We start from the raw sequence: 19,449 nt of genomic DNA on the forward strand, positions 1-19,449 counted from the left end.
GTCCGTGGTTGGCCGCGGTTACCGGCGCTTGTTATACCGGTACAGTAGCCATAAACCGAGGGCGACGAGGACAGCAACGCCCAAAAGTCGATTGCCGCCGGTCAGCTGATGTAGGAAAAAGAAAGTGTGGGTGCCATGAAAGCCCCCAATAAGTAAATTAAACATGATGGATGCTCCTTTTCTAAGACTTGCCAGTTCGCCTGCTGTGCTATAATTTCGTCAGGAGGTGCGGGAGTGAGTATTGATTGGACATTAATTATTGAAATTATTTACTTTTTAAACGTGATTTTAGCCATTATTACGGTATTTCGTCAACCGCGCGATATCGCTGCCATTTGGGCCTGGCTGCTAGTGCTTTTGCTACTGCCGGTTGTGGGATTTATTATGTATGCCTTCGTTGGGCGACAGCTACCGAAAAATAAGCTGTTTCGGGTGAAGAGCCACGTTCAGATGCAACTGGACGAACGGCTGCAGCAACAGCGAGATGCAATTGGAAACGAGGATTTACCGGCTGATTTAGTTTCGAACTCCGAGCGGGCTCTTGTGCAGATGTTCAAAACATCGGATCAGGCCTTTCTAGCGCGGAAAAATCGGGTCAAAATTTACACTGACGGGAAAGCGCTGTTCCACGATATTATTGAAGATATTCAACGGGCGACGAGTTCTGTCAATATTGAATTTTACACCTTTTATAACGATAAAATCGGTAATGAAATCTTGAACTTGCTGGTTAAAAAAGCTAAGGCTGGCGTGGAAGTTCGGGTCATTTACGATCCATGGGGTTCCATGGGGACGTACCGGTCATTTTTTAAGCCGTTAATCGAGGCGGGCGGTTACGTCGAAGCCTTTTTGGCGCGTTCAGCAATTTTGGACTTCCGGCTGAATTTCCGGGATCACAGAAAGATTGTGGTTGTTGACGGGAAAGTCGGCTACGTCGGAGGGTTCAATATTGGTGACCAGTATTTGGGTCGAAAAGAAAAGTTTGGCTATTGGCGCGACACTCATTTGCGAATTACCGGTTCTGGGGTATTTGGCCTGCAAAGTCGGTTCTTCCTGGACTGGAATGCAACTGCGAAAGCTGGTCAGTTGCCGGTTGACCATATTGAACCTAAGTACTTTCCACTGACCACGGTTAAGGGGGACACGAACCTCCAGATTGTCTCGAGTGGGCCAGATTCAGCGTTACAACAAATCAAAATGGGTTATATTAAGATGATTCAAAGTGCTCATAAAACGCTGTGGATTCAGTCACCGTACTTGATTCCGGATGATAGTGTGTTAGATGCACTGCGTATTTCAGTGATGGCAGGTGTGGATGTTCGGATCATGATTCCGCACATGCCTGACCATCCGTTTGTGTATCGAGCAACGCAGTACTACGCCCACCAATTGGCTAAGCAGGGCGTGAAAATCTACTACTACGAAGCTGGTTTTCTCCATGCCAAAACGATGGTGATTGACGGCCGGATTGCATCCGTTGGATCCGCCAACATGGATTATCGCAGTTATAAATTAAACTTTGAAATCAACGCGTTCTTGTATGATGAAAAACTAGCGCAACAGCTGGCTGACATTTTTGAGATGGACATGCGAAAGAGTCGCCGCATTACCGCTGAGATGTTTGATAATCAGTCGTTTTACTTACGATTTAAGCAGAATTTTTCACGGTTATTGTCGCCAATTTTGTAGGAGCTAATTGCTTGAAAGCGATACCAAGATGGGGTATTATAATGGTGGAAGGTTAGATAAGACCAATTTTAAAACAAAGTACAAGGACTGCTGAAACGGCGGTTTGATCCGATATTTAGTGATGCTAGACCAATCGGATCGATTGTGGGAAGTTTAGGGAAGTACTCAGTGACGTTGGTGGCGGTAAAGAATGAGGAGTTTGGTTAACTGGATCAAGGTTTAACCACTGAAAAACCTCCCGCCATAACCAGACGAAACCCGCCAAGAGAACCATCGATTGGTCATTAACCTTCTGCGGTACGCCGGGACGCAACTGAGTCCCGTAGATAAAAGTGAACCACCGACCTGATAATGATATTGGGTCGGTGGTTCTTTTGACTATTTTGGTTGAAACGCGCGGTTGTCTTTGGCCCATAGGGAGCAGCAGATTATTGGGGCGCCGTCACTTAAAAAGCGCACTCACCAGATGGTGAGTGCGCTGATTGCGTTGATCATTAATCTAGAATTCGGTGTAGATCGACTTGCTGGTTCAGAATCCAAAAGAACATGGCACCAGCGACGAGGACGACGAGTTCGCCGGCCCCAACGGTTAGCCAGTTCATCCAGAAAGTTCCCCAAAACGACATGTGAAGGACGATGGGTAACTCGGCGGCAATCGTGACCATTGAGAGGGTCACGATGACAACGCCGGCAACAAGCTTATTAGCATAAGTTCTGATGTGCTGAGCCACGTAGTATAAGATAAGCATGGTGACGAAAGTGGAGAGTGCCCCCCAGATAACGTCAATTGGGCCCAACGGTCCGAGTGCATTGCTGATACCGACGCCGAGCGCCACGGCGACAACGTAGCGTTTGTTGTACAGTGCGAGTAGGTTCAACAGTTCGGCAACCCGAAACTGAACTGGACCGTAGCTTAGGCTCGCAAAGACCATTGTAATGACAACGTAGAGTGCGGTTACGATGGCCACGCGCGTCATATCATAGACGGTCGCGATACCAAAGTAGTTAGTCTTAGAATTCATCAGAAATTCCTTCCCTTGCTATTAAATTGGACACCGTAATAGCGTAGGGGATTTCCGGGCAAAAAGCAAGTTTAGTTGGCATCAAAGGTGTTTAATTTGGCCACGGCTTGGTCCAACAGATCTGGATCAATCATGCCAACGGAAACACTCGAGAGTTGGTAGTAGATATTTTTGGCTAGGTCTTGGGCTGGGATGCGCTGACGATCAGCCATCCAGTAGTAACATTCTTGACCTAGGCCGTAGCTGATAAATAAAATGTGATAGTAGGTTTCACGCTCACTAACGACACTCTTTTTGTCGGGCCGATGAGCCACGTAGTCGAGTAACTTTTGCTGCACGAGGTCGGTAATCTGTTGCGGAAAAAACTCGGTATCCAGATTGCTAACAGCGAAAATATAGGGTTCGTATTGGTCAATGTCATGAATGGCCTTCAAAATACCGGCCGGTTTGGTAATCCCGTTTTTAGTCACAAAACCCGCCGTTCCAATTGCTAGGACCTGAGCTAAGTGCTGCTTTAATTTTTCATATAAATCATAAATGTCGAGAAAGTGGGTGTAAAAGGTTCGCCGGCTAAGGCCCGCAATTTTTGTCACTTTTGTTACGGTGATTTTGTTGAGTGGTAATTCTAACGCTGTCACACAGTGCGTAAACGCGTCATACAGGCGTTTTTGAGTGTCTGTTGGTGCTTGTAATATGGTCATTAAGTTCATCCCCCAGAGGGCGTCGTTGTTAAAACCACGCCCATGAATCACTTCGGTTATACCCCATAACTGAAGTGCTATGTTTAATTATAATGCAACTTGTGCCATTCAAGTGTTAATTTCATTTGACCGCACTAAAAAACCGCCACAGATAACTGTCGCGGTTCGTGCATTGATTAGTTAGGCTTCCTGGAGAATCCAGAGGAAGAAGATGAAGACAACGGCGAGGCCGTACATGATTGGACTCACTTCTTTACCACGTTTAGCGGCAATCATGGAGAGTGGGTAGGTAATAAACCCAAGGGCAATTCCGTCAGAAATACTGTAGGTCAGTGGCATGCCGACTAAAATCAAGAAGGCGGGTGCCGCAATTTCGAACTTTTCCCAGTGAATATTCTTCAACGATTGGGCCATCAACGTTCCGACGATGATCAAAGCGGGTGCGGTGACTTGGCTGGTAATCACGGTAAGAAGTGGCGAGAAAAATGATCCTAATAGGAAGAAAATCCCCACGACAACAGCCGTAAAACCAGACCGGCCGCCGACAGCAATCCCGGCTGAGGACTCAACGAAGGCCCCCATTGGTGACGTTCCAAGTAGTGATCCGACAACCATCGTTGTTGAGTCAGCAGCTAGAGCCCGGCCAATTCTTGGAATCTTGTTATTCTTAACAAGACCAGCTTGTTCAGCTAACCCAACCAAGGTCCCAGTGGTGTCAAAGAACGTCACTAATAAGAAGGTTAAAACAACGACGCCCAGTTGTAACGTGTTGATCTGACCAACGTGGCCGAGGGCGGCCCCAAACGTTGATGAAATGCTTGGCACGGGTGCAACCCAGGCGGCTGGCGCGTGAATCAGGCCCGTGACAAGGCCGACGATGACGTTAACCACCATCCCGATAAAGATGGCGCCAGGTACTCGAGCGCTCATCAAGACGATGGTGACAAGCAGGCCGACAACGGTCAACCAAGTCGTCCCAACGCTAAGTGAGCCAAGGGCGACTGTCGTCGATTTGTCAGCCACGATTAGGCCGCCATCGTGTAAGCCGATAAAGGCAATGAAGAGCCCGATTCCGGCACTAATCGCCATTTTGAGGTCGCGCGGAATGGCATCGACCACCATTTCACGTAACCGAAACGCGGTTAGGATCATGAACAAAATAGAAGCGACAAACACACCAGCCAGGGCTGTTTGCCATGGGACCTTCATTCCTAAAACAACGGTGTAGGCGAAGAAGGCGTTAATTCCCAGACTGGCGGAAATTGCGAAGGGATACTTTGCGACAATCCCCATGACGAAACAGCCAAAGGCGCTGGCTAACGCAGTGGCGGTGAAGACCGCCCCCTTGTCCATGCCAGAAACGCCTAGCACGTTCGGATTAACAAATAAGATGTAGACCATGGAAATAAAAGTGGTGAGGCCGGCTAAAAACTCCTTGCGGTAGTTGGTGCCAAGCTCATCGAAATTAAAGTAGGCTGCGATACGTTGCCCCATATTGACTCGTCCCCTCAGTTCTAAAAAATAATTGCTGAATGTTCGTGTTTTGCAAATAACAATCACGTTTTATTGTAGCATAGCGCATATTGAGTTGCAAGATACGAATAATTCGAATGAATTATTCGATTTCAGTCCCGTAACGTTCAGTGCCCGACATTTAGCGTCGAAATTTTACGGGAGCTAGTGTAAAGTTAAGCTATCAAGTGAACGGAGGCAACGCATGGCAACATTAGTATTGGGGATCGATGATCAAGTCGGCCAACTGGTCGCAAAACGGTTGGTTGATCAGGTGTCCTTAACGGTATTTAGTTCAAAAACAGTGACGGGCCAAGTTGGCGATCCGCACAAGGCGGCCACATACGTTGACCTGTTAGAAGACGTGGACGTCGTTTATAGTAACTTTATGGGCATGGATGTGGACTGGAAGTTAGAGGCACTCTTTGAGGCGATTCGTCAGACGAAAGCGAACGTGCGAACCGTGGTTCGGTCCGTTGTGGGGGTTGACGATGAAGCGACCCAGCCGGTCTCATACCCAGGGATCACCGATCCCGTCACCTTTCTAAAACAACAGCGTTACGCGATCAAAATTGTCGATGAAGCCGAACTGCCATACACGGTATTCCGGGCAGCTCCCGTTGCTGTGACGGCAACTGACGACGTTTTGCTTATTAATGAAGGCCAACCGGTTAATCCGGCACCCATTACGGCGGAAGCCTTAGCCGCTGTTGTGGCGCAAGAGTTAGTTGAGCCGCAGCACGTGGGACAATCACTGGCGGTCGTGGGTAAAAATTAAAACCACGTAACAATAGGGTAAAAGTCTTGCCATTATTGGGCGAATTGAGTATGCTACTGCCATGACTAAAAGAAGGGTGAGACGTTATGCAGACAAGGGAGATTAATGCCACGCGCATTGTTGTCAAAATTGGGACGAGTAGCTTAATCAATCAAAGCGGTAGGCTGAACTTACGGACAATCGATCAGCTCGCCTTTGTATTGAGTACGCTGTGTGGTCAGAATAAACAGGTGATTTTGGTGTCCTCAGGTGCCATTGGGGTTGGTCTTGGAGAATTGAAATTGACCACCCGACCTACGGACATCTCCGCCCAACAGGCCCTAGCCGCCATTGGGCAAAGTAAGTTGCTAACGGTCTTTAACCAACGATTTGACCACTATAACCAACAAATTGGCCAAATTTTGCTCACCCACGATGTGTTTGATTTTCCAACGACCAAGCAACACGTGATGAACACGTTCGACCGGCTTTTAGAGCGGCAGGTCGTGCCCATCGTGAACGAAAACGATTCCGTGGCCGTTGACGAGTTGGACCATAAGACGACGTTTGGCGATAACGACCAGTTGTCGGCCATGGTGGCCAAAAATACGGCGGCGGATCTCTTGATTATGCTAACGGATACGGATGGCTTCTATGATGCTAATCCGTTGACACACCCCGAAGCACGACTCATTTCCCGGATTACGACCATTGATGAAACCACGTACGCCGTTGCAGGCGGTAAGGGGAGCATGTACGGCACCGGTGGCATGGTGACGAAGTTAAGGGCGGCCGATATTATGCTGAAGGCGAACCAACAAATGGTTCTGGCCAGTGGCAGTGATCCAAGTATCATTTTTGATATTTTAGACGGCAAGCCCGTTGGGACGTGGTTTGCATCGCAACCGAAAGAGGTGCTTAAACATGGATAACGTTAAATTGTCAGCGCTTGAAGAATTGGGTCAACGGGCTCAATTGGCGGAAACCGAGTTAGCACAGCTGGGAACGGCGGTTCGAAATGACGGTTTGTTAAAAATGGCCGACGCTTTGGTGAGTCATCAGGCTGCCATTTTAGAGGCGAACCAGGCTGATTTAGCAACGGCTGATGGATTAAAAGCGAGCTTCGTTGATCGGTTAACGTTGGATGCAGACCGGATTGCGGCCATGGCGGAGGGAATGCGGCAAGTCGCTCAGTTGGATGATCCGTTGGGACAAGTTGACCGGATGTGGCAAAATGCGGCGGGCCTAACAATTGCCCAAGAACGGGTGCCATTAGGCGTGATTGGCATCATTTTTGAGGCCCGTCCCAACGTCACGGCTGATGCGGCGGCCCTGTGTTTTAAGAGTGGTAACGCCGTTCTTTTGCGGGGTGGTAAAGAAGCGATATTAACAAACATTGCGATTAGCGATGCCCTGCGCAGTGCGCTTTTTGAGATGGGCTTGGATGAAAATGCCATTCAGCTAGTTCAGGATACTAGTCACGAAACGGCGGCTGAAATGATGGGGTTAACCGAATACCTTGACGTCTTGATTCCCCGCGGCGGTCGCGGGTTGATTCAGCGGGTTGTTCGGGAAGCGAGTGTTCCAGTCATTGAAACTGGGGCGGGTAACTGCCACATCTACGTAGATCAAGCAGCCGATTTAAAGATGGCGACGGACATTACCGTGAATGCCAAGGTGCAGCGGCCGTCCGTCTGCAATTCAGCCGAAAAACTCGTCATTCATTCAGCAGTTGCCCAGACCTACCTACCGGTGATTGCGGCAGCGTTGCGCGAAAACCACGTTGAATTGCGGGGAGATGAGCGGGCCCGGGCCATTGTGCCCGACATGGTCGTGGCAACCGCTGAAGATTGGGACGAGGAATATAACGACCTCATTATGGCCGTCAAAGTGGTTGACTCAGAGGACGCGGCTATTGCGCACATTAACGCGCATAATACCAAGCATTCTGAAGCAATCATCACTGATTCATATGAGGCGGGTCGCAAGTTTCAACGTCGGATTGATGCTGCTTGTGTTTATATCAATGCGTCGACCCGGTTTACAGACGGTTTTGAGTTTGGGTTTGGTGCTGAAATCGGCATTAGTACGCAAAAGTTACACGCTCGCGGGCCAATGGGCTTGCACGAGTTAACTTCAACGAAGTACTTGCTATCGGGTGATGGTCAAATTCGGCACTAAGAAACCGTTAAAACTCGCTACTTTGGGTCGTTTAATGGACAAAAGTTTGTTAAACTTATCATAAAGGGGTGGTGAGCCATGACAATCAAAGCAGGTCCGGAAGAAATTGAACAAGTTCGCCAACAGTTGGATTCGGCGAACCGCCAGTCCCATTTTGTTATTTTTGAATCTAACGAAATGGATTATGGTGGCACGTTACGGATGATTACAGATTATGATAGTTTTCTTCGAATTCAGGAAAAACAAACCAATGCTGACGCCATGCGCATCATCCAAGATATCGTGCCAATCACGGATAATCTCGTGAAATGGGCGATTGCGGAAAGTGACGCTGCTCGTGGCGCGCAAAGTCCAGAAGCACTTAGCGATTTGGAATACTATACTGATCAAGTGTTACTTGAAAATCAACTACCGATTAATCCACCAGACGAAGATGAGTCCGAGGACGAATAAAAAGAAATCCAGCTCAGTAATAGGAGCTGGATTTTTTGATTGGCCAAACTTAGACGTGAGGAATCGCTGCGGACCACGCCGGCCACGTCCCCGCCTATGTTAAAATAGCCTTACTGACTACTGAGAAAGAAGACGGCGATATGACCTTACAATTTGTGACGGGACCAGGGAGCGTTGACCACCAAGCAACCTTGTTAGACGACCTTGCAACAACGTTTAACCGATTCCCAGATGATCAATTCTACTACCTGGTGCCTAACCACGTGAAGTTCGAATCTGAAGTACAGGTGTTGACCAAACTCGCAGACCACGCTGGCATAACAGATGGTACGTATGCCCAAACCGGCATTCAGGTGCTGTCACTTACCCGACTAGCCTGGTTCTTTATGAAAAATACACCAGCTTATCAACTGCCCCGGATTTCACAGGCTGGTTTAAATATGCTCGTTTACCAAGCCATCCTAGACCATCGTAGCGAACTTCGATTATTCGCTGGCGAGGCGGATCGCCCCGGGTTTATTAGCCTGTTGACGCGTCAATTAAGTGAGCTAAAAACGGGTCAGATTACGGTCGGTGATCTCGCTCAGGTGGCTCAAAAAGTGACGGGAAACAGCGCGGATTTAGATGCGAAACTTCACGATCTAGTGCTCTTATACGATAGTTTTGAAACCGCGATGCGTAACAAGTACGTGGCCAACACTGATTTGCTGAACCAACTGAGCGATTTTTTAGCCACGGCGGATTTAAGTCATGCGCACTTTTATTTTGACGGCTTTTCCCAAACGCAGTTCTCTGCTCAGGAAACGGCATTAATCACAACATTGATGACCCGGTCAGCCGAGGTCAAAGTAGCCTTGACAGTCGATCGACCGACGCCGAGTCCAGCCCAACTGGATCCGCAAAATTTGTTTTACCAACCAGCCCGGACTTATGCGCGGTTGTACCAGTTAGCCTTAGCAAACAAGGTCAAAATTCTTGATAATCAAGTCGCTACAACACCGCGAGTCACGCCGGCGTTACAACAGCTTGAATACTTCTGGCGGGACGCCTTTAACGGCCACGCCCCACAGGCGTCTGCAAAGCTAGCGGACGAGTCAGCAGTTCAGGTTGTTCAAATCGATAACCGGTATGCAGAATTGGCTTGGGTCGCTGCGCGAATTCGGCAACTGGTGGCGCAGGGGTACCGATACCGCGATATCTTGGTGTTAACCCGGCACTTGGATAAGTACGAGACCATTCTAGCCCCTATCATGGCGGCTGAAGAAATTCCCTATTTTAGTGATGTGCAGCGGTCCATGGCTGATCATCCGTTGGTTGAGCTCATTGACGCATTATTTGACGTGAAACGGCGGTATTATCAGTATGCCGATGTGATGCGGTTGCTCAAAACAGAATTGTTGATGCCCCAAGATGATGAGGGTCACCCCATCAGCGTCCGGGCTTTTCGCGACGCGCTGTTCAAAACCGAAAACTGGGTCTTGAAAATGGGGTACCAGGGACACCGTTGGGTTCAAGATGCAGATTGGCCGTACGCCCGGCTTCGTAGTGATGATTTGGGGACCCAAACGAGTCAGGATCAAGAAACGGCGAGTCAAATCAACGGGATTCGTCGGTTTATTAAAACGACGTTACCGCCGTTTTTTAAGGCGATAGATCAGGCTCAAAATGGTCGCGAGGCCGCCCAACTTTTGGTGACCTTTTTAACGCAAAACGGGGTCGTTGAACGGTTAACACAATGGCGGGACGCCGCAGTTGAGGCGGGCCAACTGGCGGTTGCTGGTCAGCCTGAGCAAACGTGGAATACTTTTTGCGACCTGTTGGACGAATACGTGACGATTTTGGGAGATCGAGCCTTCGTGGCGGACGATTTTTTGGCGCTGTTACAGGCGGGCTTTGAAGGTGCGAGTTACGCGCAAATTCCGTCAACCCTCGACCAAGTCGTAATTTCTGAAAGCGGAATTATTCAGATGAATAACCGCAAAATTACCTTTATGATTGGGTCCACTGATAAGGTTATGCCAGATACTAGTGTGGTGTCGGCGCTGCTGAGTGATCAAGACCGTGAAAAATTAACGTTCCCAGAAGGCGAGTACTTGGGTGATGACGGCGTCGTTCAGTTACAAGGCGAGCCGTTCGTTAATTACTTAGCGTTTATGACACCGCAGGAACGTCTGTATTTTACCTTTCCAATGAACGAAGAGGGCGAAGCGGTCAACCAACTGAGCCCGTATGTGGCCAGAATTGTGGCCCATTTTAAACTAACGATTCAAACGGCCCACGCCATTCCCGACGCCACTGATCATGATATTTCACCCTACTTGGGCGCACGACGGGCGATGTTACGACACCTGGTTCAAGCGAGTGACGATAGTCGTGAACGCAACGTTAAGCTGGCTAAGCCGTGGCTGTACGTTTATCAGCGGCTGGTAGGCGATTCAAGTTATCGGTTACTCACTGAGAAGTTGCTCGGGAGTCTGACTTACCGAAATGTGCCCACTCCGCTGGCCCCCGAAATTGTGACCGGACTATACGGCCACACCATTAACAGCTCGATTTCGAAACTTGAAGAATTCTACCAAAATCAGTATGCATACTTCTTAAAATACGGTCTTAAATTGCGCGAGCGTGACGTGTTTGAACTTTCTGCGGCCAATACCGGGGAATTCTTCCATGCCAGTCTCGACCAATTGATGAAACAAGTAAACGCCGAAAACATTGATTTAGCAAAATTAGACGATCAACAACTTGATGAGTTGGTCGATTCGGTTACGGGTCGTATTTTAAAGGACCCAGCCAACTTACAGTACGCTATTTTAGAGTCCAGTGCGCGGATGGCCTACATCAAGTCTCAATTGATCGCGTTGATTCGCCAAACCACTCGGGTGATGAGTCAGCAGGGGCATTACACCCCAATGCGGGCGAAACGGACTGAGGTGATGTTTGGCCAAATTGGGGCTGAAAAGGGCTTGCCTGCGCTGGCGTTTGACTTGCCAAACGATAATCGCGTGAGTGTGCGGGGAAAGATTGACCGGATTGATGTGTTACGATTGCCGGACGCTGAATACCTTGGCGTGGTGGATTATAAGTCTAGTGAGCACAAGGTGGATCTTAACGATGTTTACCACGGGATTGCCATGCAGATGATGACATACTTGGATGCGGTGCAACAAAACATTGATTTGTTGGCGGATACGGAAACCGCTCAATTAGCAGGAGCGCTCTACCTGCATTTACAAAATCCGAAGTTTAAGCCAAGTGACCTACGGCAGACGGACTTTTTGTCGGCGTTACTCAAAAAGGATCGCTACCAAGGGTTATTAGTGAACGATGACAACCTCTTTAGTCGCTTGGAACCACAACTCGATAAGGGCAGCGCAGTTGTTTATCCGTTCCGCAAAAACGCCAATGGGAGTATTGGTAAAGCTGAGACAATCGTGACACCAAGCCAACTACAGAGTCTATTACGGTTCACGGAAGAAAAAATCAAAGCGGCGGCGACGGCTATTTTTGCTGGTCAATTGGACTTAAATCCGATTAAGCGGCCAGATGGGCGAACCGCGATGCAATTTTCGCCATATAAGGCCATCATGCAATTTGACCCAATGTTGACCGAAAATAATTACCGATTACTCAGTAAAATTGACGATCCAATGGCCAGAATTCAAGAGGAGGAAAAGCAGCGTGGACTACACTAAAAGCCAACAAGCAGTTCTTGATACGCATCATACAAATCTGTTAGTTTCAGCCTCGGCCGGCTCCGGTAAGACCCGGGTGCTTGTTGACCGGGTAATCAATATGATTCTGGCTGGCGAAAGTCTTGAGAACCTGTTAATCGTGACCTTTACCCGCGCGGCAGCCAAGGAAATGAAAGACCGCATCGAGGTGGCGCTTCGTGAGCGAATTTCGACGAGTCACGATGAGGATCAACGGTACCTAACTCGGCAGTTGGCCCTGTTACCAGTTGCTGACATCAGTACGATGGACGCGTTTTGTCAACGCATTGTTGAGCGGTATTACTACCTCATTGACCTCGATCCGGTCTTTCGAATCCTTGCCGATGCGTCGGAGGGTGCTCTCTTACGCGAAGAGGTATGGGCTGATGTTCGCGAACAATGCTATGCTAATGATGAATCTGGCGCTTTCAAGCGCTTGGTTGCAAACTTTTCAAATGATCGGTCAGATGATGGCTTAACCGATCTTGTCGAACAGGTCTTTTTCTTCATGAATGCAAAACCGGACCCACAGGCTTGGTTAGCTGAGTTATCTCAGGCCTACGAAGTGAGTGACAAGGGGTTATTACAGACACCGTTAGTGGTTGACCATTTTATCCCGATGTTACGGGAACGACTGACGGCGTTAGGCCGAGCGCTGACCCAAAATCTTGGGTTGGCTCAGGATGAACAGGCTGAAAAAGTGGCGACTTACTATGAAGCGTTGGTGGGCCAAGTGAACCAGTTAGCAGCCGAAGCAGCCACCATGTCATGGGATTCACTAAGAGAAAAAATTGACGCCTTTTCTCTGGGACGTCGCCCGGCAGTGACCAAGAAAGACCCCGCTTATGATGGCTTTCAGCTGGTCTTAGACGATGTGAAACAACACCACGACCAAGCCAAAAAGGCGCTGGCTGAATTGCAAGCCCTGATGCCCTACGGTGAAGCACAGACCGTGGCTGTCATGCAGGATAGTCAGGCCATCGTGGCGACGTTAGCGGATGTGGTAACCCAGTTTGCGTCAGCTTACCAACAAGAAAAGTTGCGGCGGCATGTACTGGAATTTAGCGACATTGAGCACTTTGCGTTGCAAATATTGACCAAGGATTCGGCGGCTGCTCGAGCCGTTCAAGACCAGCTGAAAGCGACCTATCATGAGATTATGGTGGATGAGTACCAGGATACAAATGAGTTGCAAGAGGCTATTGTGACCTCGATTGCTCAAACAGATCCGGGCAATCTGTTTATGGTGGGGGATATCAAGCAGTCGATTTATGGTTTCCGATTAGCAGAGCCCAAGCTGTTTATTAATAAGTTCAACCACTACCAAGAAGATCCCGAGGCAGGCAAGGAGATTACGCTAGCGGAAAACTTCCGATCCATGAAAAATGTGGACGATTTTACTAACTTAATCTTTACTCAACTAATGGATCGAAACCTTGGCCAGATTGATTATACGGGGCCAGCTAAACTCGTTTACGGGGCAACTTACTATCCTGAAGACCTGGTTAAAGAAGCCCACGTGCTCGTCTACGAAACCGCGGCCGAAGTTGACCGCGGCCAGACCGAAGTGCCTGATAAGTCAGCGGGCCAGGTAGCTGTTGTGGGACAAAAAATTCGTGAATTAGTCGTGTCAAAAACCGAAATATGGGATCGAAAAGCCGGCGTCAAACGGCCGATGACGTATCGGGATATCGCAATCATTGCGCCAACTCGGAGCCATAATCTTGAAATTCAGGATCAGTTTGGTCAGCTTAATATCCCGGTTCAAATTAACGATGCCGAGAGCTACTTCAAGACGACGGAAATCCAGATTATGATGGCGTTACTGCAACTGATCGACAATCCGTATCAAGATATTGCGTTGGCAGCTGTCCTTCGGTCGCCAATCGTTGGCTTGAATGAGAATGAATTGGCGTATTTGCGAATCACCGATAAGACGGATGACTATTACACGGCACTTCAGCACTTTGTTGGCCAATATGAACTGACGTTTGCCGGTAACGGCTACGCTGATAGTTTGTATCCCAAGGTCCAGCAGTTCTTAGAACAATTATCAGAGTTTCAAGACATTGCCCGGCAACAGCCGATTGCAACGCTAATCTGGACGATTTACCAAACCACTGGATTTTTAGATTACGTGGCCGGTATGCCAGCAGGGTCGCAACGTCAGGCCAACTTACATGCGTTATACGACCGGGCGCGAGACTATGAACAAAACGGCTTCAAGGGGCTTTTCCAATTCGTCCGGTTTATCGAACGGATGCAGAAAAATGACAACGACCTAGCCGAAGCAGATACTCAAGCCACCGAAGACGCCGTTCAAGTGACCACGATTCACGGTAGTAAGGGGCTTGAGTACCCGGTCGTCTTTTTATTGGACACGTCACGTCAGTTTAATATGAGTGACACGATGGGCAGCGCTATCATGGATAACGATCTGGGAATTGGGATTAACGTCCTTAACCCGGGAAATAGAGTGATGGCTGAATCCATTCCGAAAGCGATAATTCGCGATAAGTTAGAGCGCGACACTTTAGCGGAAGAAATGCGTAAACTGTATGTTGCTCTCACGCGGGCCGAACAGCAACTATTTATTGTTGGGGCCGTAAAGACCAGAGAATCAGCGCTAAAGAGTTGGCGCGATGCCCTATTAGACGATCAGTTGGTATTGAGTGCAACGACCCGTCGCGCTAAAAAGACGTATCTAGACTGGATTGGGATGGCCCTCGAACGGCATCCTAAGGCGACCTTTGATTCGGCGGCCGTTGATTTAGCGGCGCTTCACGGGGACACTACCCGTTTTGACGTGACGTTTTTAACGGCTGATGACTTAGTGGAAACACAAGCGCAGTCGCGCTTAGTAACTGGGAGCACCTGGCTAGCAGACTTGCAGTCGCGAGCTGAAGGGGCTGACTACACGGATGTTGCGGTGGATCAGATTGAATCCGTGTTGAACCTCCAATACCGGTTTGCAGCTGAAACCCGCACCACGGCCTATCAGTCGGTTTCTGAAATCAAGCGGGTCTTTGAAGATCCTGACCTGACCCAATTGGGCAATTACGCGCCAGACTGGCAACACCATCAGGGTAATCGGTTTGTGTCAAAGGATTTCAAACGACCCGCGTTTTTGCAGACGGTTCAAGCGCCGACGGGAGCTGAGGTTGGAACGGCCACCCATTTGGTCCTACAGGAACTCTCCCTGACTGAGCCCGTGACGATTGAACGAGTCGCACAACAGATTCAAGAATTGGTGACGGGCGGGGTATTGACGGCAGAAGTGGCAGCCAAAATTAACCGTGAGCAAATTCTTAGCTTCTTTGACAGTGAGCTTGGGAAGGCCGTGATGGCCCATCGCGAGACCCTCCGACGTGAAACGCCATTCTCACTGCTCCTGCCAGCCAAGGATATCTTTTCGGATCTGACGGATGAAGCCCCGCGGTTACTGATTCACGGAATCATTGATGGCTATTACCTGAATGACGATGGAACTGCGACGTTGTTTGACTACAAAACAGACTATGTGCCCCAAACCGAAACGGGGGTCACGGCAGTCGTTGACCGCTATAAGGGACAACTGAACCTCTATGCTTTGGCCTTAGGCAAGATGCTTGGCCGACCAGTAAGCGTTAAGGCGTTGTATCTATTGGCGGTTAATCAGGAAGTGTTGGTGGACTGATGTGAAGTTATCAGAAAAATTAAAACAGGGGCGGCAGCGCGCCCGGTTGACCCAAGTCGAAGTGGCCGAGTCGCTCCACGTTTCACGGAAAACCATTTCCGGATGGGAAAATGGCCGTGGAGCGCCCGATCGAGCGATATTGGTTCAGTTGAGTCAACTCTATCAAGTACCAATTGCGGTCTTAATTGATGATGATCAGGAACTGGATCTCTCTGAGGCGGCCCTTCAAAAAGCAGCGCGGCGTCGCCGGTTGACCCAACTTTCCTACTGGTTAATGGTCCCACTGCTGGGGCTCGCCTATGCTGAATTTTTTAGGCTGAACGGGTTCCATCTTCCGATTGTTATGGTGTTGGCGGTGGTTAACAGTTGTGTTTACTTGTCGTTATTTTCGGATTGGGGCCGATTTTCAAGCGTGCGCCGGCGGTTGATTGCAATCACGACCACGCTGATTATTTTCATTTTTAATTTACTCATTATTGGGCTTGATAAACGGTTCCTTAAGTTTTTTACTGCCGAATCTCCCAGTTACTTAGCTGGCGTAATTTTTGGTCATTTAGCGGATGTCGTTTTTTTGACGGTCATGTTAATGAGCCTAATTTTTCTGAAGCCACGGTCTGTTGAGCCCAAGAAAAAGGATCACTAGTTAAGTCGTCATTAGTTTTGGGGCCCGTGCCCTAATAGGGCGTTAAAAAGGCGTCACGGTCGATTACTTTACGACCGTGACGCCTTTTATGATGCAGCTTAGCTGGTCATGCCCTTCCAAATCTCAGACCAAAATTTACCAGGTGAGACGGCGGCCAGGACCATTTTTAATGCTGTGGTGCGATATACTGAAGCTGATTTTTTCACGTTAATTAGCCCCTTCCCAATTCATTGTATCTAGTTTAATTGGATTTAACAAAAAATCAAGTGGATAACGGATGAGTCCGGTATCAAATGATGATATGCTTAATGTGAAGAAGTGGATTGGAATGGGGGCGAAGTCGTGGAAATCGGTGAAAAATTAAAGCAGTGTCGTAGTCAAAAACAGTTAACACAAGCTGATGTCGCGGAAAAGCTCCATGTGTCTCGAAAAACGGTGTCAGGCTGGGAAACCGGCCGGAGTTATCCAGATATTAAGATGTTGGTGAAACTTGCGACCCTTTTTGATATCTCACTAGATGTTTTGTTGAATAATGAAAAGGCACTCGATCATTACGAGAAACAGGACCAATTGGGGAAAAATTCAACACGGGTTTTCAAGTGGGCCTATTGGGCAACCGCTCTGTTTTTAATCTTAGGGTACGTTGACTTATTTCGGCCTGGTGGTTTTCACACGATCGTTATTCCAGTGGGGTTGCTAATTGCGGTTATTTTATTGATGAGTCACTATACGGGATGGCGTAAGTTCAAAAAAATTCGGGTCTTGCTCACGTGTCTTATTCTGTTTATCGGAAGCGGCGGCTTGGCTGGTAGCTTGGTCTCAATTAGTCCTGAGTTCCTGAGAATTATCTCGGAGAACAGTTCGTTTGAAAATACGGGGTTTATGTTGGCCAGATTCATGTTGATCGTGCTATTATCGACCAGCTTGTGCGCACTTGTGTTTCTTAGGGAACCAAATTTTGATAAAGAATCGGTAGAGTAGATCGGTCACTGGCCGGTCTGCTTTTGTTTTGGCCATGTCTACAAACCTAAGACAATCCAGGTCTGATGGTGTCTTAGCCTGCCAGCTTGGCTTTTTTCAATTCAGGGGATAAAGTGGCTTCAAGGAACAAGCTTTAACAAAAACTTGATTTCGACTAGTTGAAAAGACTCATATTGATAGGGTTTATCAAATAAGACGGAAAGGGTTAACCAATGAGGTTTCTTGACAGCGTCGCCTACGTCACACTCTTCTTTCAAATAATCGTGATTAGTGCGTTCATTATGAGCTATCTGCAATTAGCGTTTCCGGTCAGTTTTCTGGTCTTAAGCGGCCTTCAGATTGGCAATACGGTACTTTGGTTAATGACTAGTGGTTTGCGCTGGTGCCGCGGGAAAGAGGGCGATCCGTTCAGCCTAGCTGCAACGACGCTAAGTTTTTGTGTGACAGTGTGTTTGCTGGTGGCCTCTAAGTTCGTTTTTTAAGGATGAGTTTGAGCGGTCATTGAGAATCTGATAGTGATGTCGGCCCAGTTTGGTCGATCACTGAAGGCATTAAAAAACGTGGGTCAGGCAATTATAAAATTGTCTGGCTCACGTTTTTAGTAGAAAAGGCGGCGCTACGCTACCGATCAAAAATGCCGAAAAATTGTGATTTATCTGCAAAATCAGCCATGTAACGGCCGTTCCAGCCGGCTTTTGACCCAGTAGCACCCAAGTCAATGACGCGTTGTTCATCAGCTGCATTCAGATGAATGTTGCCGAATCCAGCGACATAGATGTAGTTTGCCAGCCGGTTGACCAGGGCTTCCGGATTAGGGGCGGTATCCAATTTCTTGTAGACCTGCATTAAAACGTCTGTGATGTCGGTCAAGGTTTTATTTTGATCCGGATAGGTTTTGAGGCTGTTGTAAAGCTCATGAATAGTTTGTTTAGCAGTGATTTTAATCTCAGTATCTTTTGACAAGGTGATGACCTCCATTCGAAATAGAAATGTTTGGCCTAGTTGCTAGGCCATTGATTTGCAGTGTTCAAAGCGTTCAAACCGGCCCAATTTCCCTTGGGATGGGCAATGTTTTGAATGGCTTCTAACAACTGAGACTCATGATTTGTTGGGTGAAATTGCGTCACAAAGCAAGCGGTGCAGATGTTTTGGTAAACGGCCCCGGCCTCTGCGACTTCAGTTTGCTGGTGGTGCTGGACTTTATAATTGGCTGTTTCAATAATCTCGAGCAACATCTGAAATCCTGGACGTTGCGGATTTTGCTGTAGCGCGGTTGTAAGTTGGTTTAGAAGTGAGGTTGGGGTGACGGGTGATTTTTGAGACATGTTCATCATCTCGATTCATTAATGGTTTAGCTCACCATCAGGTTTGATCCTTCAGCAAAAAGAACCAAGTACTGATTAGCCATGTCATCACCAAAATAATCAGGGTTATCCAGAAGGGGTGGCTGGTAGCTGCTGAATAAGGTGAGTAGACAGTCGTTAATGGGAAGTTGAGGGCGTAAAGGTTGACATCAACGACGGTTTTAACCTTTGTGGCGAACCAGTCGATGAAACTGATTCCGAAAATGATGGGCGTTATGAGCCATGTGAAGCTACTGCTTGGTGATTGCAGAGAAATGGTCACGAGCACGATCAGGTATAAGCCGCCGGTTAAGCTGACTTTGAACCAGTTACGTCTTAATTGACCAGACATTTGACATCTCCTTTCACACGATAAACGTGATTAGTACTAGGGCTATCAGCGCAAGGGCTTCCACTGAGCGGTAACGCCACTTCTGAGAAACCGCCATTGCTAACTTTGACCCGGCGTCTTCGGTAATTGTTGATAAAACGAGTATGAGTACGACAAAAATAAAACTTACAACCGAACGGGCTTCCCTTTGTAAAACAATCGGGAAACCCAGGCCAATACAGAGGCTCCCTACAATTGCGAGAGCGGCAGTAACGAATGTGAGTTTAATAAAACGTTGATACCGAGCCTGACTTTGGTTAGCCATGCTATCGCCTCCTAAAAACGAATAATATCTCCTAATTGACATATTGAATATAGTTCTTCGTCCTCAAAAGGCAAGCTACGAATCGCAGACATGCTGTTATGGCGGGCATTTGGGCCATCAAA

Annotated in this window: 18 protein-coding genes; 10 read left to right on the forward strand and 8 right to left on the reverse strand. The window is 48.1% G+C overall.

The genetic code is table 11. From position 1 onward, the window contains the following. Positions 1-18: 18 nt before the first annotated feature. Positions 19-165, reverse strand: coding sequence for a hypothetical protein (locus FC96_RS12865; RefSeq protein WP_156403167.1), 147 nt, complete (start codon positions 163-165; stop codon positions 19-21). A 69-nt stretch (positions 166-234) separates the two neighbouring features. On the opposite strand from FC96_RS12865, the gene cls reads away from it, so the two are divergent. Next, complete coding sequence (gene cls / locus FC96_RS06025) at positions 235-1,689, forward strand: cardiolipin synthase (protein ID WP_056942364.1); 1,455 nt, start codon at positions 235-237, stop codon at positions 1,687-1,689. 494 nt (positions 1,690-2,183) lie between these two features. On the opposite strand, the gene FC96_RS06030 is transcribed toward cls, so the two are convergent. The 3 genes from FC96_RS06030 to FC96_RS06040 all read right to left on the reverse strand — a co-directional run bounded on the left by FC96_RS06030 (position 2,184) and on the right by FC96_RS06040 (position 4,906). Next, a complete protein-coding gene (locus FC96_RS06030; protein ID WP_055679648.1) occupies positions 2,184-2,711 on the reverse strand; it encodes a QueT transporter family protein in 528 nt (175 codons plus the stop codon). A gap of 71 nt (positions 2,712-2,782) precedes the next feature. Then, positions 2,783-3,412 carry a TetR/AcrR family transcriptional regulator gene (locus FC96_RS06035; RefSeq protein WP_156403168.1) on the reverse strand — a complete coding sequence of 210 codons (630 nt, stop codon included), beginning with the start codon at positions 3,410-3,412 and terminating at the stop codon, positions 2,783-2,785. A 180-nt stretch (positions 3,413-3,592) separates the two neighbouring features. After that, positions 3,593-4,906, reverse strand: a complete 1,314-nt coding sequence (locus tag FC96_RS06040; RefSeq protein ID WP_055679650.1) for an NCS2 family permease — start codon at positions 4,904-4,906, stop codon at positions 3,593-3,595. A gap of 223 nt (positions 4,907-5,129) precedes the next feature. On the opposite strand from FC96_RS06040, the gene FC96_RS06045 reads away from it, so the two are divergent. From FC96_RS06045 to FC96_RS06085, 9 genes are all read left to right on the forward strand, one after another. Continuing rightward, positions 5,130-5,702 carry an NAD(P)H-binding protein gene (locus tag FC96_RS06045; RefSeq protein ID WP_055679651.1) on the forward strand — a complete coding sequence of 191 codons (573 nt, stop codon included), beginning with the start codon at positions 5,130-5,132 and terminating at the stop codon, positions 5,700-5,702. Between the two features lie 86 nt (positions 5,703-5,788). Next, complete coding sequence (gene proB / locus FC96_RS06050; RefSeq protein ID WP_055679652.1) at positions 5,789-6,613, forward strand: glutamate 5-kinase; 825 nt, start codon at positions 5,789-5,791, stop codon at positions 6,611-6,613. Next, positions 6,606-7,862 carry a glutamate-5-semialdehyde dehydrogenase gene (locus tag FC96_RS06055; protein WP_056942366.1) on the forward strand — a complete coding sequence of 419 codons (1,257 nt, stop codon included), beginning with the start codon at positions 6,606-6,608 and terminating at the stop codon, positions 7,860-7,862. Before proB ends, FC96_RS06055 begins: the two co-directional genes overlap by 8 nt. Before the next feature lie 78 nt (positions 7,863-7,940). Then, positions 7,941-8,315: a hypothetical protein gene (locus FC96_RS06060; protein ID WP_056942367.1), complete on the forward strand. Its 375-nt coding sequence runs from the start codon at positions 7,941-7,943 to the stop codon at positions 8,313-8,315. Between the two features lie 140 nt (positions 8,316-8,455). Beyond that, positions 8,456-12,010, forward strand: a complete 3,555-nt coding sequence (locus FC96_RS06065; RefSeq protein WP_056942368.1) for a PD-(D/E)XK nuclease family protein — start codon at positions 8,456-8,458, stop codon at positions 12,008-12,010. After that, positions 11,997-15,704 carry a helicase-exonuclease AddAB subunit AddA gene (gene addA, locus FC96_RS06070; RefSeq protein ID WP_056942369.1) on the forward strand — a complete coding sequence of 1,236 codons (3,708 nt, stop codon included), beginning with the start codon at positions 11,997-11,999 and terminating at the stop codon, positions 15,702-15,704. The genes FC96_RS06065 and addA overlap by 14 nt, the downstream gene beginning before the upstream one ends. Before the next feature lies 1 nt (position 15,705). Continuing rightward, entirely contained in the window at positions 15,706-16,347 is a 642-nt protein-coding gene (locus FC96_RS06075) for a helix-turn-helix transcriptional regulator (protein WP_056942370.1), read from the forward strand. Between the two features lie 342 nt (positions 16,348-16,689). Next, positions 16,690-17,328, forward strand: a complete 639-nt coding sequence (locus FC96_RS06080; protein ID WP_056942371.1) for a helix-turn-helix domain-containing protein — start codon at positions 16,690-16,692, stop codon at positions 17,326-17,328. A 212-nt stretch (positions 17,329-17,540) separates the two neighbouring features. Then, complete coding sequence (locus FC96_RS06085; RefSeq protein ID WP_056942372.1) at positions 17,541-17,810, forward strand: hypothetical protein; 270 nt, start codon at positions 17,541-17,543, stop codon at positions 17,808-17,810. Positions 17,811-17,949: 139 nt separating this feature from the next. On the opposite strand, the gene FC96_RS06090 is transcribed toward FC96_RS06085, so the two are convergent. Genes FC96_RS06090 through FC96_RS06105 form a run of 4 tightly spaced genes read right to left on the reverse strand, consistent with a single transcriptional unit; the run spans position 17,950 to position 19,327 of the window. Continuing rightward, positions 17,950-18,291 carry a bacteriocin immunity protein gene (locus FC96_RS06090; protein ID WP_235804730.1) on the reverse strand — a complete coding sequence of 114 codons (342 nt, stop codon included), beginning with the start codon at positions 18,289-18,291 and terminating at the stop codon, positions 17,950-17,952. A gap of 35 nt (positions 18,292-18,326) precedes the next feature. Then, complete coding sequence (locus FC96_RS06095) at positions 18,327-18,653, reverse strand: bacteriocin immunity protein (protein ID WP_056942373.1); 327 nt, start codon at positions 18,651-18,653, stop codon at positions 18,327-18,329. A 37-nt stretch (positions 18,654-18,690) separates the two neighbouring features. Further along, positions 18,691-19,023: a hypothetical protein gene (locus FC96_RS06100; protein WP_055679659.1), complete on the reverse strand. Its 333-nt coding sequence runs from the start codon at positions 19,021-19,023 to the stop codon at positions 18,691-18,693. A 13-nt stretch (positions 19,024-19,036) separates the two neighbouring features. Beyond that, on the reverse strand, positions 19,037-19,327 hold the full coding sequence (locus FC96_RS06105) for a hypothetical protein (protein WP_056942374.1): 291 nt from the start codon (positions 19,325-19,327) through the stop codon (positions 19,037-19,039). Between the last annotated feature and the right edge of the window lie 122 nt (positions 19,328-19,449).

Source organism: Secundilactobacillus kimchicus JCM 15530, assembly GCF_001433995.1.
GTDB classification, from domain to species: Bacteria; Bacillota; Bacilli; order Lactobacillales; family Lactobacillaceae; genus Secundilactobacillus; species Secundilactobacillus kimchicus.

Coding starts and splice junctions, on each gene's coding strand:
- FC96_RS06045 (WP_055679651.1), top strand. CDS start 5,130: ATGGCAACATTAGTATTGGGGATCGATGATCAAGTCGGCCAACTGGTC.
- proB (WP_055679652.1), top strand. CDS start 5,789: ATGCAGACAAGGGAGATTAATGCCACGCGCATTGTTGTCAAAATTGGG.
- FC96_RS06095 (WP_056942373.1), bottom strand. CDS start 18,653: ATGTCTCAAAAATCACCCGTCACCCCAACCTCACTTCTAAACCAACTT.
- FC96_RS06065 (WP_056942368.1), top strand. CDS start 8,456: ATGACCTTACAATTTGTGACGGGACCAGGGAGCGTTGACCACCAAGCA.
- FC96_RS06085 (WP_056942372.1), top strand. CDS start 17,541: ATGAGGTTTCTTGACAGCGTCGCCTACGTCACACTCTTCTTTCAAATA.
- FC96_RS06060 (WP_056942367.1), top strand. CDS start 7,941: ATGACAATCAAAGCAGGTCCGGAAGAAATTGAACAAGTTCGCCAACAG.
- FC96_RS06105 (WP_056942374.1), bottom strand. CDS start 19,327: ATGGCTAACCAAAGTCAGGCTCGGTATCAACGTTTTATTAAACTCACA.
- FC96_RS06035 (WP_156403168.1), bottom strand. CDS start 3,412: ATGACCATATTACAAGCACCAACAGACACTCAAAAACGCCTGTATGAC.
- FC96_RS06040 (WP_055679650.1), bottom strand. CDS start 4,906: ATGGGGCAACGTATCGCAGCCTACTTTAATTTCGATGAGCTTGGCACC.
- FC96_RS06055 (WP_056942366.1), top strand. CDS start 6,606: ATGGATAACGTTAAATTGTCAGCGCTTGAAGAATTGGGTCAACGGGCT.
- FC96_RS12865 (WP_156403167.1), bottom strand. CDS start 165: ATGTTTAATTTACTTATTGGGGGCTTTCATGGCACCCACACTTTCTTT.
- FC96_RS06030 (WP_055679648.1), bottom strand. CDS start 2,711: ATGAATTCTAAGACTAACTACTTTGGTATCGCGACCGTCTATGATATG.
- FC96_RS06100 (WP_055679659.1), bottom strand. CDS start 19,023: ATGTCTGGTCAATTAAGACGTAACTGGTTCAAAGTCAGCTTAACCGGC.